Origin of the sequence: Paraburkholderia lebeckiae (genome assembly GCF_050436225.1) — a bacterium.
Taxonomy (GTDB): domain Bacteria; phylum Pseudomonadota; class Gammaproteobacteria; order Burkholderiales; family Burkholderiaceae; genus Paraburkholderia; species Paraburkholderia tuberum.
This window is the reverse complement of the sequence record NZ_JBNDLU010000001.1, coordinates 647262-661756: the sequence shown is the minus strand read 5'-3', so window position 1 is coordinate 661756 and position 14495 is coordinate 647262. Positions and strand designations below refer to the sequence as shown.

Sequence of the window (14495 nt, the reverse complement as noted above, 5' to 3'; positions counted from 1 at the left end):
CGGCTGCGCCAACCGATGTTCCCTTGCACTTGAACGCGACCATAATCATGCACACCGACACAGCTTTCGTCCTCCGCGAACGCCTGGCCTCGCGCGTTGTCCGGAACGCCGATCCACAACTCGAAACGATCGTGCCCGCCGCACTTTCCACTTGGCTGGCGTACCACGGCTTCCCTGATCCGCATTCGCGCTGCGTGAACGGCGAAACCCCGTTGATGCGCGCCGCGCAGCATGGCGAGGACGCGGTCGTCGAAGCGTTGCTCGCACTCGGCGCACGCGCCGACGCGCTCGATGACGACGGCAACCATGCGCTCTGGTTCGCGTGCCTGCACGGCGGCCCCGCGACGATCCTGCGGCTGATCGACGCCGGCGCGCCGATCGACCATGTGAACGACGACGACATCACATGCCCGATGCAGGCAGCCGCGAGCGGTCGCCTCGACGTCCTGCAGATGCTGCTTGCGCATGGGGCGAACGCAGAACTGTGCGCACCGGATGGCCGCAGCGCGCTCGACATGGCAGCCGACCTCGGGCTGCAACTGCTGCTTGCTTTCGGATGACAGGCTTTGTTAGCGAGTCTTAAGAAGGACGTGCGTCGCGCGACCAGCGAAATCGGTCCACTGATCAGTCGAAAAATCGTATAGTTTGCAGCCTCGTGCGGTGTCGAAGTACCAACGCCACGAAAACCGCTGCACGACGATCCGTTCCGGAAGCATCGCTTCGAGGGTTCGCTGAGCACCGACGAGCCCGTATAGAGGGAGACTCATGTCGACGTGATGCGCGGTGTGCTCCATGATGTGATGAAACAGCGCGCCAAAACGCCAGCGAAAGGTCAAGTGCACCGTCGTGGATACGAACGGATCTGAACGCCCCCATTTCGCGCGATCGTCGTACCAGCGGATTTGCGGATGCGTGTGGTGCGCGTACACGACGAAACCCACCATCGCGCACCAGAACAGGAACGGCACCCCGAACCCGCATGCGATTGACGGGACCACCCCCCGCTGCGTCGCGCGAGCGATCCACGCGAGCGCGCCAATCCACAGCAGTGCGAACACCGATACCAGCGTGCAGTCACGGAAGAACACGGGGCGCCGCGTCGGCATTGCGGCCCGCGACGGGAAAAGCATCTTCGTCCACCAAATTTCGATCATGTAGTAGAGACCAGGCGCCCAGCCGCTGCGATAGATACGTTCCAGTGCGCGCCGTGGCCCACTCAAGGCGCGATATTCCTGGATCGTCAGCGGTGCCCACACAAAATCGACGCCTTTCAGGTTCGTGTAGCCGTGATGCACTACGTTGTGACCCACTTGCCACAGGCTGTACGGCGTGAGCGACGGCAGGAAGGCGATCCGGCCCAACCAGCGGTTGAGCGTGCGGTGCCGGGTCAGGCTCTCATGACATGCGTCGTGACCGATGACGAAGAGCCGTCCGATGACGAAGCCCGCCATGCATCCGAATACGGTCTTCAGCACGAACCCGTGCGCGAACACGCTCGCGGCGAGCGCACACAATAGCAAAACGTAGTCGAACACGAGCAGCAGAAGCGCGTAGGCGGTGCGGCGTTCGGCGAACGGTGTCAGCCACGAGCGGATGACCTTGCGATGGGGCAATGGCTCATTGGCGGGAACGGGGTGATTCGGACTGTTCATGAAGAATGACCGGTAGAGCGGTGCAGCAAAACACTACGTACGCGGTCGACGGCTGCATGCCGTGTCCGCGATGATGTGACCAGACCGTTTCGCGCTGGTGGCGAGTCAGCGCGACATCATGTTCATGCTGACATTGTGCATCACCCAGATCGTGCCGAAGATCAGGAACAGCGCGGCGAGCGCGGTGTAGCATAACGCCAGCACGTTCCAGCGCTGGCCGCGCGACAGGTCGAGATGCAGGAACGTCACCAGATGCACGACGATCTGCACGAACGCCAGCAACGCGAGCGCCATAATCGCGGAGCCGGACGGCAGCAACCGTTGCGTGACGATCGAGAATGAGCCAGCAGTCAGCGCCACGGCAAGCACGAAACCGGTGATATAACCGGCGACGTCACCACGCGAGGCGGTCGTGGACGTCGAGTGTGAATGGACCATTTAGAGCACGCTCCCGAGATAGACAAACGAAAACACGCAGATCCACACGATGTCGAGGAAGTGCCAGAAGAGGCTCAGGCACGTCAGACTCGTGAGGTCGCGACCGGACAGTTCAGGCGAGCGGACGACATGCACGACGAGCACGGCCATCCAGACGAGGCCGGCTGTCACGTGCAGGCCGTGGGTGCCAACCAGCGTGAAGAACGACGACAGGAAGGCGCTGCGACTGGGCCCAGCACCGTCGGCGACCAGGTGCGAGAACTCGCGCAGCTCTAACGCGAGGAACAGCGCGCCAAGCACGAACGTCACGAGGAGCCAGCCGATCACGGCACCACGCCCCTGGCGCTGCGCGCCGAGCATCGCGAAGCCGTAGGTGGTGCTGCTCAGCAGCAGCGCGCCGGTTTCAAGTGCGACACCCGGGATGTCGAACAGGTCCCGTCCGGACGCACCACCCGCGAACTGGTGCGCCATTACGGCGAACACGGCGAAAAGCGACGCGAACAGCACGCAGTCGGTCATCAGGTACAGCCAGAAGCCGAACACGGTGGGCGTTGGGCCGTGGTCAACGCTCGACCTGCCGTGATGGACGAGTAATGCAGATTGCGTCATGGATCAGGTCTCCGCGGATTCGGGTAATTCAAGGGCGGCCGGGGTGGGTGCGCAGCCGCGTCGTGCTTCGATTTCGCGCACGCGCGAGGCCGGAATCACGTAGCCATGGTCGTCGCGGAAGCTACGCGCGATCAGCGCGGCGACGATCGCGACGAAGGCCAGCACGGCGAGCCACGTGATGTGCCAGACGCCGGCGAAGCCGAGCACGAGGCTGAATGCGCCGATCAGGAACCCGTCCGCGGTGTTCGACGGTAGGTGGATGTCCTCGTAATGCGCCAGTGCGGCATTTGCTGCGCCGCTTTCCTTCATGTGCGCGAACGCGTCGAGCTGGTGGACGACCGGTATGCGCGCGAAGTTGTAGACAGCGGGCGGCGACGAGGTGGCCCATTCGAGCGTGCGGCCGTTCCACGGGTCGCCCGTCAGGTCGCCGTATTCCGGCTCGTTGCGATGGATTACGCTCACGACGACCTGGGCGATCTGGTGCACGACACCGAGTGCGATCAGCACCACGCCGCATGCGGCGACGACCAGCCAGGGATGCCAGGCCGGGTTGTCGTAGTGATTCAGGCGCCGGGTCATGCCCATGAAGCCGAGCACGTAGAGCGGCACGAACGACACGTAGAAGCCGACGAACCAGCACCAGAACGCCCGCTTGCCGAGCTTCTCGTTAAGCTTGAAGCCGAACGCCTTCGGGAACCAGTAATGGAAGCCGGCGAGATAGCCGAACACGACGCCACCTATGATCGCGTTGTGAAAGTGCGCGATCAGGAACAGGCTGTTGTGCAGCACGAAGTCCACGCCCGGGATCGCCATCATCACGCCCGTCATGCCGCCGATCGTGAACGTGACCATGAAGCCGATCGTCCACAGCACGGGTGCGGTGAACTCGATGCGACCGCGGTACATCGTGAACAGCCAGTTGAAGATTTTCACGCCCGTGGGGATCGCGATGACCATCGTCATAATGCCGAAGAACGCGTTGACGTCCGCGCCGGAACCCATCGTGAAGAAGTGGTGCGCCCACACGAGGAATGCGAGCACCGTGATCGCGCACGACGCGTAGACCATCGTTCTATAGCCAAACAGCGGTTTCTTCGCGAAGGTCGCGATCACTTCCGAGTAGATGCCGAACGCGGGCAGCACGAGGATGTACACCTCCGGGTGGCCCCACGCCCAGATCAGGTTCAGGTACAGCATCGCGTTGCCGCCGAGCTCATTTGTGAAAAAGTGCATGCCTGCGTAGCGGTCGAGGCCGAGCAGTGCGAGCGTCACGGTTAGGATCGGGAACGTTGCCATGATCAGCACGTTCGAGCACAGCGCGGTCCACGTGAACACCGGCATCTTCATCAGCGTCATGCCGGGCGCGCGCAGCTTCACTATCGTCACGAAAAAGTTGATCGCGGTAATCAGCGTACCGACGCCGGAGAGCTGCAGACTCCAGATGTAGTAGTCGACCCCGACGCCGGGACTGAACTGCAGCTCCGACAGCGGTGGATACGCGAGCCAGCCGACCTGCGCGAACTCGCCGATCACGAGCGACAGATTGATCAGGATCGCGCTGATCGCCGTCATCCAGAAGCTCAGCGAATTCAGGAACGGAAAGGCGACGTCGCGCGCGCCGATCTGCAGCGGCACGACAAGATTGAAGAGGCCGACCATCAGCGCCATCGCCATGAAGAAAATCATGATGACACCGTGCGCGGTGAATATCTGGTCGTAGTGGTGCGGCGGCAGGTAGCCGGGGCCGTGAAACGCGATCGCGAGCTGAAGCCGCATCATTACGGCGTCGGCAAAACCGCGCATGAGCATCAGCACCGCGACGATGATGTACATGATGCCGATCTTCTTGTGATCGACGCTTGTCAGCCACTCGGTCCAGAGCCACTTCCAGCGGCCGAGCTTCGTGAGCGTGACGATGACCACCAGCACGATGAGCGCCATGAACGCGGCCGCGCCCATGATGATCGGCTGATCGAACGGAATCGCGCCGGGCGTGAGTTTTCCAAACATGGCTTACTCCGTGGTCTGCGTGCGACAGGCGGCGTCGCGGAAGGCCGTGACGTTGCCGTTGTTGTATCGGGCAACGATGTTGCGGAACAGGTGCTGGTCGATCGATGAGAAGTAGCGTACCGACTGCTTCTCGCTCGGCTTCGCGACTTCGGCGTATTCGTCCATGCTCAGGCGGTCCGGCGAAGCCTTGACCTTCCGCACCCATGCGTCGAAGTCGGTGGCGCTCGTCGCGAGCGTGCGGAACTTCATGTCGGCGAATCCCTTGCCGCTGAAGTTGGCGGACATGCCTTCGAGATTTCCCGGTGCATCCGCGATCAGGTGCAGACGGGTCTGCATGCCGACCATTGCATACACCTGGGTGCCGAGTTGCGGGATGAAGAATGAGTTCATCACCGAGTCCGACGTGATCCGGAAATTCACCGGCGTATCGACTGGCACGGCGAGCTGGTTCACCGACGCAATGCCGAGGTCCGGGTAGATGAAGAGCCACTTCCAGTCGAGCGCGACCACCTCGACGTCGATCGGCTTCACGCTCGACTGCAGCGGCCGGTACGGGTCGAGCTCATGCGTGGTGCGCCACGTCAGGATACCGAGGTACAGGATGATCAGGGCGGGGATCGTCCAGCAGACGATCTCGATCGCCGTCGAGTGCGCCCATTTGGGCGCATAGACCGCGTGACGGTTCGACGCACGGTAGCGCCACGCGAAGAACAGCGTCAGCAGGATCACCGGGATCACGACGATCAGCATCGCCCACGTGGCGGTGGCGATCAGCGACTTCTCGGCCGCGCCGACGCTCCCTTTTGGATCAAGCACAGTCAGATCACATCCCGATAGACAGGCGCTCAATGTCGTGACGATGGCTATCGACCGTTTCCTTAAGGCTTTTCTGTCTGTCATAGTGGTTAAGTCCGGGTTGTGGCACTTTTGACCTGAAGCTCGCTTGACGCATGCGGCATCACACTCGCAGCGTCATGGTCCGACAACCGGCCAGCTTTGTGATTGATGTCGATCAAGGATGAACAAAGCGGCGGGGTGCGGTGCACTGACGCAGTGCGCGGACGCTCGCAGCATTCTCGATGCGCGGGACAATCTGATCCGGATCAGCGAATACGCACCTTGGCGTTGCTATTTCGGAGTTCGACGAACATGTCTCGTCGCGTTGTTTGCGCCAGCCGCCGGCGGTCGTGCCGCTAGATCAGTTTTGACCAGGACGAGCTCGAGGGGCGCTCCAGATAACCGTCGAACACCATGGCCACTGCGCGCACGAAGAACCGGCCTTTTGGGGGAATCGAGATGCCGTTTCCATCGATGCTCACCAGTCCCGCCTCCCGGTATGGTTCCAGGGCGGTAAGCTCACTTGAGAAATAGCGGACGAAGTCGATCTGATGCGCTAGCGAGATCGCCGCGAAATTCAGCGGCACGCTGCACATGAGCGTCATGATCACCTCCCGACGCAACGCATCGTCAGGCGATAGGCAAATTCCGCGTTCGACCGGAAGCCGGCCTTCGTCGAGCGATCGGTAGTAGCTTTGCAACGAGCTCGTCGACTGGCTGTACGCGCTGCCGATCTTGCCGATGGCCGACACACCGAAGCCGACCAGATCGCACTCCGCGTACGTCGTGTAGCCTTGGAAATTACGATGGAGGCTACCGTTGCGCAACGCAATGCTCAGCTCGTCGTCGGGTCTGGCGAAATGGTCGAGACCGATATAGATGTATCCGGCATCGAGAAAGCGCTGGGCCGAGAGCATAAATATGCGCAGGCGCTCCTCGGTCGATGGCAATTGGGCTGCGTCAATTAATCGCTGGGCCTTGAAGCGGTCTGGTAGGTGCGCGTAGTTGTAGAGCGCGACGCGATCGGGCGCCAGCCGGATCACCTCGTCTAGTGTGTGGGCAAAGCTGGCGACAGTCTGCTGCGGCAAACCGTAGATCAGGTCGACGTTAATTGAGAGAAATCCCGCATCGCGTGCGCCGCTGAGTGCGCGTTCCACCACATCGAGTGGCTGGATGCGATTGACAGCCTGCTGGACGTCGGTAGCAAAGTCTTGTACGCCGAAGCTCGCTCGGTTGAAGCCGAGGCGCGCGAGTGGTGAAAGCGTTTTGGTGCTGACGGTTCGCGGATCAATTTCGATGGCGAGTTCTGAGTCGATCGCGAACGCGAAGCGGTTCTGCAGTTGCTGGACAAGCTCTTCGAGCTCGGCAACAGGAAAGAAGGTCGGCGTTCCGCCTCCCAGATGCAGCTGCACGGTTCGCCGGTCAGGTCCGAGATGTGACGCGACCAGGTCCATCTCACGAACGAGGTAGCTCAGATATCTAGCGCTGCAGCCATGGTCGTGCGTGATGACCTTGTTGCATGCGCAGAAGTAGCAGAGTGATCTGCAAAACGGCAAATGAACATATAGCGAGAGCGGCGGATTATTCTCGGCAGTAGCACGAGCGGCAAGCTGACGTTCGTATGCCCGCTCCTCGAACCCGGGGTGAAATCGATCTGCGGTGGGATATGAGGTATAGCGAGGCCCCGAACGGTCGAAGTGGCGAACCACCTCCGCGGGAATCTCCGGACTGTCAGGCGTTCGGGATGCCGCTTCCCGCATCCGCGTGCGCTGCTTCGGCTGATAATCTGCTTCGCGGTGTATTCGTTTCTTCATCCCCATCTCCAGAACCTTCCGCGCGGACAGCGCGGCGAACACAGTTGCCCCGATTGTCCTGCATGGAGCCCGGAAAGCTCTGATCTGTGTCAATACGAGGTGTCGTTAGCGCGATAGTCCTGTGTAGGTGAGAGGCGAGGCGCGGGACGTGTTCATGACGTTCGTTCTGGAATAGCGCTACGCTCAGGCGCGCAATCTCGCGAAGGCGGCCGCCTGAAATTACGTGCCTGCGACCGGGCAACGGGCCGGCACGCCCCTGCGAGCTCGTGTTGATGTTCGCACCCGCCAGATTGATCTCAACTGCGAAGCATCGCGCATGGCTGTGCCGTTCGGCGGCTGCAGCCAGTCCGGCAATGGCTGCGAAATAGGTGTCTCCGGGTGCGAGAAACATCTTGGGTACCAGTCAATGCGGTTGAAGGCCCATAGTCCGTCCTCAAGGCTCCCGCTATCTCGACATTCCTACGCGTGACCCGATGTCGCAACTTGACTTCGGGCTCGGGACTGCTTGATCTTGCGCAAGGGCCATCCTGATTTGCGCGTCGACAATTCCCCGCATACATCAACAAGGGGAAAGCGATGAAGCACATGATTAAGGCCGTCATGATCGTGGCAAGCCTGTGCGCTACCGGTTTGTTCGAAGTGCCGGCATACGCGGATGACGTAAGCGCGAACGGAAGCACGATGGCAGGCGAGGTGCGGGCGGATGGAATCCACGCCGGTGACGTGCTCGTGCGTCTGCGTGCCATCTCGATCGAGCCCGAAGTACACACCAGCGGCACGTTGTCGTCGCTCGGCGTGGGTGTCAATAACGCACTCGTGCCGGAGTTGGACCTGACCTATATGATCCGCGACGCGATCGGCATCGAGCTGATTCTCGCCACCTCGCGGCACCACGTGACGTCTGGCCTCGGCGATCTCGGTGGCGTGAACGTGCTGCCACCGACGCTGCTGCTGCAATATCACTTCAACCATGCTGGCATGATCCGACCGTATATCGGCGCGGGGGTCAACTACACGTACTTCTACAACGACGGCCTGAGCGCGGGCTCCGAAGGTATCCAGGTGTCACGCAGCAGCTTCGGTCCGGCGGTGCAGGCTGGCGTCGACGTGCAGATCACAAAGACCGTCTTTCTCAACGCGGATATCAAGAAGATCTGGATGCACACGGACGCCTCGGTCGGCGATAGTTCGTTGGGCCGGCTGGACATCGACCCACTGGTACTGGGAATAGGCGTCGGGATGAAGTTTTAGCGAGCGCGCAATGACAGACCACAGCTCGCACCAACGGGCGATCGCTCCGCCCCATCCACCTGAAACGGAGATCTGGTCACTATGCCCCTGTACGACTACCGCTGCGCGGCCTGCGGCCACGCATTCGAAACGCTGGTTCGCGCCGGCCACACGCCCTTCTGCCCGCAATGCGGCGGCACCGCGCTGGACAAGCAGGTCAGCGCGCCGGCCTCGCCCGGCAAGAGCCGCGCGATCATCTCCCGCGCGCGGCGTCAGGCGGCGCGCGAAGGGCATCTCAGCAACTATTCGCCGGCCGAGCGCCGCAAGCTGCTGCGCTGAGCCCAACGGGGAATCGCGCTGTCGATGTATATGAACCTCGAGGGCGCCTACGGGATGGCACTCAGTCTCACCGTCTTCGTGGCCGGCACGCTGGTTCAGGCCACCGCTGACGGCCTGCTGGAACGCGCGGAGGGCATCTGCCCGTATCTCGACGCTTGGCTTCGCAACATTGCGTCAGCACGGCCGCCCTCGCGCTCGCGCGCTTCGATGACCACGACGGAAACGTCCTGCGCATGCAGTACGCGCGCCAGCGCGAGGCCGAATTGCCTGCAGCAGGGTCGCGCCGGCGGCAACGTCGTAGGTCTTGCCCGAAGGCAGTACGGTCAATGTGGTCATGACGGCGATCTTGATAAAGGGCTACCGATAAAGAACGATGGATAGCGGCTACGCTTCACGCGGCCAGTGCGGGTTGCAAGGCATCCACCAACGCTTCGGCGAACCCGCCCAGTGGCATCGCGATGCACATGATGCCCTGCTCGTCGAGAAAGCGCCTCCATACGCGTCGGTTCGTCGGGCAGCACGGCCCAGTGCATCTCGGAGGAGCGCTTCATGATCTGGCGCGCGAAACTGCGTGTAATCTGGTCATCGAAACGGCAGCCCAGAAACAAAAAACTGCGACCGCTGCGCCACGCCTGCACGACGGGCGGAATGGGCGTCTGGATATCGATCTCGGTCATGACTTCGACGAAGTCGCTGTCAGAGACCAGGTAGTTAGAGGCCTGCGCATGGCCGCCAATCGGCTTGTAGAGCAGCGCGGCCGAGGCCGGCACGTCATCCAGCAACGCGCCGTCTGCGCTATAGGCCGCGAACCAATGGCCGAAATGCTCGGCCTGCGACAGCCCCTGCAACTGCGCCGAGCCGCCCTGCGGCCGCGCCTGCGCCACCACCAGCGCGCAGGCGAAGGTGTCGTCGTACCAGCTGTCGACAACCAGCTCCGGTGCCGATCGCCGCCAGCGCGCAATGCAGTGCCGACGGCGTCGGCATCATGGCGAAGGCCTCATTCATGACGCTCACCAGCGACTTGCGATGCTTGAAGTTTTCGATGAACTGCGCCGCCTGGGTCAGCCGGGTGCGGATCTTGTGCAGCATGCTGACCTTGGCCGTGATGATTTCGGCGAGCCCGAGCGGCGTGGCAGGGACGCCCGTATCGGGGCACAGCGCGAGCAGCGCTGGTCCTAGGTACGGTATGACGCCGCCCGCACACAGGCGTTCGGCGATGGTCTGGACTGAAACGGTCATGCAGTGCGCCTCACAGATAAATGGCGGCGCCGGCGCCCACGTTGGTCGCGGTGTCTTTCAGCGTCTTGACGATGTACTTGACCTGGTCGGTGTCGAGCAGCGTGTGCAGCGGCAGCGCCAGCGCGCGATCGCCGATGCGCTCGGTGTCGGGCAACAGGCCGCTCTTGCGGCCGATCGCATCGCCCGCGTTCATGTAGTGAAACTGCTGATGCAGCGGATGGCTGTAGGCCACCGTCTCAATGCCGCAAGATTTCATGTCGTCGATCATCTGGGCGCGCGCGCTCTGCGTAAAACGCTTGCCCAAATGCACAACATAGAGCATCCAGTGCACTTCTTCGACGTCGTCGGCCACGTAGGCCGGCTTGATCCCTTCGAAGCTTTGCATCTCTTCGTGATACCAGGTCTCGACCTGCTTTCGCTGCGCGAGGCGCGTGTCGAGTTCGGCCAGTTGCGCGAGACCGAGCGCGGCGGTCAGATCACTGATGCCCGCCTGCAGCGGCACCCACGAGCCGACCGAGACGGACGCGCGGTCCGTGACGCGCCGCTCGCGCAGATAGCGCAGTTCATGGACGAGTTCGTCATCGTCGGTGACGAGCATGCCGCCCGCTCCTGTGCACAGCGCGGACGGGCTGGAGAAGTCGAACACTGATACGTCGCCGAAACAGCCGACGTTGCGGCCCCGGTAGCGCGAGCCCAACGCCTCAGTACTGTCTTCGATCAGCCGCAAGCGCTGCGCGTCGGCCAGTTCGCGCAGCAGCGCCCACGCGGCCGGGTGGCCGTTGGTATTGCCGGCGAGGATCGCGCGCGTGCGAGGGCCGATCTTCTGCGCGGCTTTTTCGGCGCTCAGACAACCGCTCCAGTAGTCGATGTCGGCGAACACCGGCACGGCTCCCGCCAGCGTGATCGCCTGCGCCACCTGATGCCAGGTGTGCGACGCGCAGACCACCTCGTCTCCCGGGCCGATCCCCGTCGCGCGCAACGCAATCCAGGTGGCGAGCGTGCCGCTCGCGACCGCGACCGCATACTCCCGGCCAACCCAGCCCGCAAACGCGCGCTCGAACGAATCAAGCATCGGCCCGTCGCTCCAACGCGAGGATTGCAGCACCGCGTTGACGAGATCGATCTCGCGCGCCGCGCAAGCCGGTTCGCTCAACGCGATCTCATCGATTTCCATGCGCCTTGTCCTCGGTCAGGATCAACGCATCGGCCTCTTCAGGCCGCTGCGTGATGGTCCTGTAATACCCGGCCGATATCGCGAAATAGATACTGCGCACACCGAACCGGAGCGCTGCTGTCTCGTCGCGCATCACCGTTGCGCTGACATGCATTGTGCGCACCTCGGGATAACGTTCGTGCCATTGCGCGGCGGCGTCGCGTAGCGTCGGTGCCGTGCGGAGCAGGTCCGCCGCGAAGTCCAATTGCTCGGCGTTCAGGCTCATCTCACTCCTCCACGCCAGCAATGCGTCGCGCTTCGACCGTGATGGGCAGCGGCGTATCGTCGGCCATCGCGGGCAATTCGAGTTGCCAGCCGTTCGCGAGCGTGACGAGACCGCCCCACATCCCGGGCTGCGCCATCGCGACAATGGGCTCTTCCACGTCCTTCTTTGGCACGTAGGCGCTCAGCGCGCCCTTGCTGTCCTTGCGGATCATGACTTTCATGGTTGCGGACTCCGGAGATTGATGACAGGTTCAAACCAGGTTCAAGCGGGATGCGCTGCTTCCTCCAGCAGTGGACGAAGCAAACGCCGCGTGCAGCCCGCACACGGCCAGGTGATTGGCTTTTCGGTGGCGCCGCTGGCGAAGATCAACTCTGCGGGCTTGCAACCGAGCGCTCGCGCGATCGTCGCGCGGGCCGCAGCGAGCGTGCCCTTCGCCTGCTGCCCGACGGCATGCTGCGACGACGCGTTGCCCCACACATCCGTCAGGATGGACAGCATCGCCTGCCACGGCGGAGGCTGGCGGCATGGTCGCGTTGTGGTCGGGATAGATCGTCGCCCGGCTCCGTTAGTTTGCTTCACGGCCAGAACACGCATTCGCGATCGATGCACAGCATGTCCAGCAGCTCGGCCAGGTCGGTGCTCTCATGCTGGGGCATCCATCGGTGCGACGCATGATCGCGCGCGCTCAGGTGCCATATACCGTCTTCATCGCGCGTGAGCCAGGCTATGTCGATCAGCCCGCCATTCGCGTCGACATTGCGGGAGCAGCACGGGCTCTCGACACGGAACCCCTGCCCATCGCGCAGCACGCGCGGCAGCACATAGCGGTAGCGGGTACGCTCGCGCAACGCTTGCTCGATCTGGCGCTGGGTCAGGTCGAAGGGGTGGCCCGCGCGCAAACCGTCGCGCGGCGCCGCCGCTTCTGGCGCGCTCGCCTGAACCGTCATGACATGCCTCCTTCTTCGGGTAGCAGCCCGGCGGGTGCGGGCGCAATTTCATTCTCCGTGCATCCGACGACACAGTTGCCGAACTCCACCAGATAGACCGGCTCGCCGCTCTCAACCACCTGGCCGACGTTGACGATTTCGCCGACCGTACCCGCCTCGGCCAGACAATCGTCCTGGCCGCGCTCCGGAAAGCTGCCGTCGTTGCACAGGTCATCCAGCGCGATCACGCGCATGCCCCACTGATAAGCAGGCTGAACCGGTTCGATACTCATGCTGACGGCTCCTGCGGTTGCGACGTTTCCGGCTGGACCCGCGTGCCGATCTTGTGCAGCGCTTCGGCCCGCTCGCCCAAGCCTTGCAGCACGTCGTCCGGCAGGTTGTCGAGCGTGCATAGCTCTTTCGCGCGCATGCCGACACGGTGGCCGCTCTCGACGAAATCCACCGCGTAGACATAGAACTGCTGAAGGAACGTGTCGATGCTGGTGACGTAGCCGATCTCGCCCTTGTTCACCAGCACTTCGCCGATGTCCTTGCCGTTGTAGGTGCCGTCGTTGCGGATCACCGCGCGTGCGATCACGCGCTCGCCGTAGTTGAAGCGCGGGGGAAACGCGACCTCGATCAGGTCGTCGTCGCGGTTGATGTCAGCCATGCTTCACTCCTGCTGATCGTTGCGTCTGTCCGGTGGTCATCAGGTTCGCGACTTCGCCCGACGGCCGGCGCTGCCGCGCGAGCGCGCGCACCTCTTCGTCCGCGTCATCCACCAGCGACGCCACGATTTCGCCAGCGGCGAGCCGCGCGACTTCCCAGCGCACTCGCCAATCGGGATCGAACGCGAGGCGCGATAGCAGCGTCGCGGGCAGACGCTCGGCGACGATGCGGCGTACCTCGACCTCGCTGTCGTCGGCAACACGCAGCAGCGCGGGCATCTCAAGACGCTCGGCCAGTCGCATCCGGACTACGCGATCAGGGTCGCCGATCATCTGCGGCAGCCGCGCGAGCGGCAGACGCTGCGCCACCCATTCGCGCACGCCGTAGTCGGAATCGCCCCGCATGCCGACCAATGCAGCAGGCGACAGGCGCTGCGCCACGCGAATCCGCACCTCGCGATGCGGATCGTGGATCAGGCGCGCCAGTTGCGCCTGCGGCAATCGCAACGCGAGCTGCAGCCGGACCATCTCGTCCGGGTCGCCGAGCAATGCCGGCAGACAAAACACACCGGCGTGACTCGCTGGCCTGCAACCGTGCTCCGCCGGCAACTCGCGGAACTGCACGTACCCGCAGCCGGCGCAGTCGAGCGGGCCGCCCTGCCAGTGGCGCGGTGCAATGTCGCCGCCTGGTACGCGCGCGTTCTGTACGCTCATGGTTGCGTCCCCGTCCAGCCGCGCGTCGGATACGCACTCAGCGCATCCATTGCATCGTCGGACCCTACGCCGGTCTCATGACGATCCAAGACTTGCGAGAGCAGCGCGCCCCCCACCCGGTCTTCGGGATCGAGCCGGCGCAATTCGCGCAATAGCACGCGCGCTTCTTCAAAGTCGCGGAGACGCATGTTGAGGTACGCGAGGCCCTTCAGCGTGAACAGATAAAAACGCGCGGCCGCGTCATAACGCGTGGTCACGATCGCGGCCGCAAGCGGTTCGTCGCCGAGATCTGAGCCCAGCGCGGTGCGGGCGACCGCCAGCGCGTCTTCGCCGATCGCACGCGCCTGCGCCAATTGATGGCCGTAGAAGTAAAAGCGGTACAGCGCGATCAACGGCCCCGGATGGTGCGGCGCGGCGGCGCGGGCGCGTTGCAACAGCGCGAGCGCCTCGTCGGGGCGCTCGCGCAACCGACCCGCCTCGGCGATCAATGCATTGACGCCCGACGGCAAGCCGCCGCCGATCGCGCTCTGCGCAAACGCGGTCATTGCGTCGTCGAGGGCACGGTCGCCAGACTCCATCG

At 63.2% G+C, this 14495-nt stretch carries 19 protein-coding genes and 1 pseudogene; 4 read left to right on the top strand and 16 right to left on the bottom strand.

Going from position 1 to position 14495, the window contains the following annotated elements:
- Nucleotides 1-47: 47 nt before the first annotated feature.
- Nucleotides 48-560, top strand: a complete 513-nt coding sequence (locus OKW45_RS03105; protein WP_429465855.1) for an ankyrin repeat domain-containing protein — start codon at nt 48-50, stop codon at nt 558-560.
- A gap of 9 nt (nt 561-569) precedes the next feature.
- Here OKW45_RS03105 and OKW45_RS03100 read toward each other — a convergent pair whose 3' ends face one another.
- From OKW45_RS03100 to hemN, 6 genes are all read right to left on the bottom strand, one after another.
- On the bottom strand, nt 570-1652 hold the full coding sequence (locus tag OKW45_RS03100; protein WP_429465853.1) for a fatty acid desaturase: 1083 nt from the start codon (nt 1650-1652) through the stop codon (nt 570-572).
- Between the two features lie 105 nt (nt 1653-1757).
- On the bottom strand, nt 1758-2090 hold the full coding sequence (cyoD, locus tag OKW45_RS03095; RefSeq protein ID WP_090811308.1) for a cytochrome o ubiquinol oxidase subunit IV: 333 nt from the start codon (nt 2088-2090) through the stop codon (nt 1758-1760).
- The gene (cyoC, locus tag OKW45_RS03090) at nt 2091-2699 is read right to left on the bottom strand and encodes a cytochrome o ubiquinol oxidase subunit III (protein ID WP_429465851.1); all 609 of its coding nucleotides are present in this window, start codon (nt 2697-2699) and stop codon (nt 2091-2093) included.
- 3 nt (nt 2700-2702) lie between these two features.
- Entirely contained in the window at nt 2703-4709 is a 2007-nt protein-coding gene (cyoB, locus tag OKW45_RS03085) for a cytochrome o ubiquinol oxidase subunit I (protein ID WP_429465849.1), read from the bottom strand.
- Nucleotides 4710-4712: 3 nt separating this feature from the next.
- Nucleotides 4713-5609, bottom strand: a complete 897-nt coding sequence (cyoA, locus tag OKW45_RS03080; protein ID WP_429465848.1) for a ubiquinol oxidase subunit II — start codon at nt 5607-5609, stop codon at nt 4713-4715.
- 293 nt (nt 5610-5902) lie between these two features.
- Nucleotides 5903-7306, bottom strand: coding sequence for an oxygen-independent coproporphyrinogen III oxidase (hemN, locus tag OKW45_RS03075; protein ID WP_429469215.1), 1404 nt, complete (start codon nt 7304-7306; stop codon nt 5903-5905).
- Nucleotides 7307-7936: 630 nt separating this feature from the next.
- Here hemN and OKW45_RS03070 point away from each other — a divergent pair.
- The 3 genes from OKW45_RS03070 (at nt 7937) to OKW45_RS03060 (ending at nt 9310) form a co-directional block, all read left to right on the top strand.
- Nucleotides 7937-8611, top strand: a complete 675-nt coding sequence (locus tag OKW45_RS03070; protein WP_429465846.1) for an OmpW/AlkL family protein — start codon at nt 7937-7939, stop codon at nt 8609-8611.
- An 81-nt stretch (nt 8612-8692) separates the two neighbouring features.
- Nucleotides 8693-8929 carry an FmdB family zinc ribbon protein gene (locus tag OKW45_RS03065; protein WP_429465844.1) on the top strand — a complete coding sequence of 79 codons (237 nt, stop codon included), beginning with the start codon at nt 8693-8695 and terminating at the stop codon, nt 8927-8929.
- A gap of 24 nt (nt 8930-8953) precedes the next feature.
- Complete coding sequence (locus tag OKW45_RS03060; protein WP_429465842.1) at nt 8954-9310, top strand: hypothetical protein; 357 nt, start codon at nt 8954-8956, stop codon at nt 9308-9310.
- Nucleotides 9311-9320: 10 nt separating this feature from the next.
- On the opposite strand, the pseudogene OKW45_RS03055 reads toward OKW45_RS03060, so the two are convergent.
- The 10 genes and pseudogenes from OKW45_RS03055 to OKW45_RS03010 form a co-directional block, all read right to left on the bottom strand.
- Nucleotides 9321-10168, bottom strand: a pseudogene (locus OKW45_RS03055) (SIR2 family protein).
- A gap of 10 nt (nt 10169-10178) precedes the next feature.
- Entirely contained in the window at nt 10179-11342 is a 1164-nt protein-coding gene (locus OKW45_RS03050) for a DegT/DnrJ/EryC1/StrS family aminotransferase (RefSeq protein ID WP_429465841.1), read from the bottom strand.
- Complete coding sequence (locus OKW45_RS03045; RefSeq protein WP_187613728.1) at nt 11329-11607, bottom strand: hypothetical protein; 279 nt, start codon at nt 11605-11607, stop codon at nt 11329-11331. The genes OKW45_RS03050 and OKW45_RS03045 overlap by 14 nt, the downstream gene beginning before the upstream one ends.
- Before the next feature lies 1 nt (nt 11608).
- Nucleotides 11609-11827: a putative nitrogen fixation protein NifT gene (nifT, locus tag OKW45_RS03040; RefSeq protein WP_429465839.1), complete on the bottom strand. Its 219-nt coding sequence runs from the start codon at nt 11825-11827 to the stop codon at nt 11609-11611.
- Nucleotides 11828-11868: 41 nt separating this feature from the next.
- The gene (locus OKW45_RS03035) at nt 11869-12105 is read right to left on the bottom strand and encodes an aminotransferase class V-fold PLP-dependent enzyme (RefSeq protein WP_429465837.1); all 237 of its coding nucleotides are present in this window, start codon (nt 12103-12105) and stop codon (nt 11869-11871) included.
- A gap of 77 nt (nt 12106-12182) precedes the next feature.
- Nucleotides 12183-12554, bottom strand: a complete 372-nt coding sequence (locus OKW45_RS03030; protein ID WP_429465835.1) for a DUF3024 domain-containing protein — start codon at nt 12552-12554, stop codon at nt 12183-12185.
- Nucleotides 12551-12826, bottom strand: a complete 276-nt coding sequence (locus tag OKW45_RS03025; RefSeq protein ID WP_429465833.1) for a nitrogen fixation protein NifZ — start codon at nt 12824-12826, stop codon at nt 12551-12553. Before OKW45_RS03025 ends, OKW45_RS03030 begins: the two co-directional genes overlap by 4 nt.
- The gene (locus OKW45_RS03020) at nt 12823-13203 is read right to left on the bottom strand and encodes a nitrogen fixation protein NifZ (protein ID WP_133667158.1); all 381 of its coding nucleotides are present in this window, start codon (nt 13201-13203) and stop codon (nt 12823-12825) included. Before OKW45_RS03020 ends, OKW45_RS03025 begins: the two co-directional genes overlap by 4 nt.
- Complete coding sequence (locus OKW45_RS03015; RefSeq protein WP_429465831.1) at nt 13196-13915, bottom strand: 4Fe4S-binding leucine-rich repeat protein; 720 nt, start codon at nt 13913-13915, stop codon at nt 13196-13198. The genes OKW45_RS03020 and OKW45_RS03015 overlap by 8 nt, the downstream gene beginning before the upstream one ends.
- Entirely contained in the window at nt 13912-14493 is a 582-nt protein-coding gene (locus tag OKW45_RS03010; protein ID WP_429465829.1) for a tetratricopeptide repeat protein, read from the bottom strand. Before OKW45_RS03010 ends, OKW45_RS03015 begins: the two co-directional genes overlap by 4 nt.
- Between the last annotated feature and the right edge of the window lie 2 nt (nt 14494-14495).

What these genes read in the sequence shown, in the direction of transcription:
- OKW45_RS03105 (WP_429465855.1), top strand. Translation starts at nt 48, where the DNA reads ATGCACACCGACACAGCTTTCGTCCTCCGCGAACGCCTGGCCTCGCGC.
- OKW45_RS03100 (WP_429465853.1), bottom strand. Translation starts at nt 1,652, where the DNA reads ATGAACAGTCCGAATCACCCCGTTCCCGCCAATGAGCCATTGCCCCAT.
- cyoD (WP_090811308.1), bottom strand. Translation starts at nt 2,090, where the DNA reads ATGGTCCATTCACACTCGACGTCCACGACCGCCTCGCGTGGTGACGTC.
- cyoC (WP_429465851.1), bottom strand. Translation starts at nt 2,699, where the DNA reads ATGACGCAATCTGCATTACTCGTCCATCACGGCAGGTCGAGCGTTGAC.
- cyoB (WP_429465849.1), bottom strand. Translation starts at nt 4,709, where the DNA reads ATGTTTGGAAAACTCACGCCCGGCGCGATTCCGTTCGATCAGCCGATC.
- cyoA (WP_429465848.1), bottom strand. Translation starts at nt 5,609, where the DNA reads ATGACAGACAGAAAAGCCTTAAGGAAACGGTCGATAGCCATCGTCACG.
- hemN (WP_429469215.1), bottom strand. Translation starts at nt 7,306, where the DNA reads ATGCGGGAAGCGGCATCCCGAACGCCTGACAGTCCGGAGATTCCCGCG.
- OKW45_RS03070 (WP_429465846.1), top strand. Translation starts at nt 7,937, where the DNA reads ATGAAGCACATGATTAAGGCCGTCATGATCGTGGCAAGCCTGTGCGCT.
- OKW45_RS03065 (WP_429465844.1), top strand. Translation starts at nt 8,693, where the DNA reads ATGCCCCTGTACGACTACCGCTGCGCGGCCTGCGGCCACGCATTCGAA.
- OKW45_RS03060 (WP_429465842.1), top strand. Translation starts at nt 8,954, where the DNA reads ATGTATATGAACCTCGAGGGCGCCTACGGGATGGCACTCAGTCTCACC.
- OKW45_RS03050 (WP_429465841.1), bottom strand. Translation starts at nt 11,342, where the DNA reads ATGGAAATCGATGAGATCGCGTTGAGCGAACCGGCTTGCGCGGCGCGC.
- OKW45_RS03045 (WP_187613728.1), bottom strand. Translation starts at nt 11,607, where the DNA reads ATGAGCCTGAACGCCGAGCAATTGGACTTCGCGGCGGACCTGCTCCGC.
- nifT (WP_429465839.1), bottom strand. Translation starts at nt 11,827, where the DNA reads ATGAAAGTCATGATCCGCAAGGACAGCAAGGGCGCGCTGAGCGCCTAC.
- OKW45_RS03035 (WP_429465837.1), bottom strand. Translation starts at nt 12,105, where the DNA reads ATGCTGTCCATCCTGACGGATGTGTGGGGCAACGCGTCGTCGCAGCAT.
- OKW45_RS03030 (WP_429465835.1), bottom strand. Translation starts at nt 12,554, where the DNA reads ATGACGGTTCAGGCGAGCGCGCCAGAAGCGGCGGCGCCGCGCGACGGT.
- OKW45_RS03025 (WP_429465833.1), bottom strand. Translation starts at nt 12,826, where the DNA reads ATGAGTATCGAACCGGTTCAGCCTGCTTATCAGTGGGGCATGCGCGTG.
- OKW45_RS03020 (WP_133667158.1), bottom strand. Translation starts at nt 13,203, where the DNA reads ATGGCTGACATCAACCGCGACGACGACCTGATCGAGGTCGCGTTTCCC.
- OKW45_RS03015 (WP_429465831.1), bottom strand. Translation starts at nt 13,915, where the DNA reads ATGAGCGTACAGAACGCGCGCGTACCAGGCGGCGACATTGCACCGCGC.
- OKW45_RS03010 (WP_429465829.1), bottom strand. Translation starts at nt 14,493, where the DNA reads ATGGAGTCTGGCGACCGTGCCCTCGACGACGCAATGACCGCGTTTGCG.